This window comes from Staphylococcus coagulans (assembly GCF_002901995.1).
Taxonomy (GTDB): domain Bacteria; phylum Bacillota; class Bacilli; order Staphylococcales; family Staphylococcaceae; genus Staphylococcus; species Staphylococcus coagulans.
Genome location: NZ_PPQN01000050.1, coordinates 1 through 428, shown reverse-complemented (window position 1 = coordinate 428; position 428 = coordinate 1). Strand labels below are relative to the sequence as shown.

The following is a 428-nucleotide window of genomic DNA, read 5'->3' as shown; positions in this document are numbered from 1 at the left end:
GTGATGAACACACTTAAAGATCATGACTATGATGTCATTGCCATCGGTAAAATCAATGATATTTTCGATGGAGAAGGTGTCACAGAAGCAGTACGTACAAAAAGTAACATGGATGGGATGGACCAACTGATGCAAATCGTACAAAAAGACTTCAAAGGTTTAAGTTTCTTAAACTTAGTCGATTTTGATGCGTTGTATGGGCATCGTCGTGATAAACCAGGTTACGCACAAGCCTTAAAAGACTTTGATAATCGCTTACCGGAATTAATGGCTGCGATGCGTGAAGATGATTTACTCATCATTACAGCCGACCACGGCAATGATCCAACAGCAGAAGGCACAGATCACACACGTGAATACATTCCAGTGTTGATGTACAGTCCAAAATTTAAAGAAGGTCAAGCGCTCGATACGGATACAACGTTTAG

The 428-nt window shown here is 40.7% G+C and carries 1 protein-coding gene; it reads left to right on the top strand.

The features are described from left to right. Positions 1-428: alkaline phosphatase family protein (locus CD118_RS09750; protein WP_206167717.1), on the top strand; the 428-nt coding region annotated here is incomplete at both ends.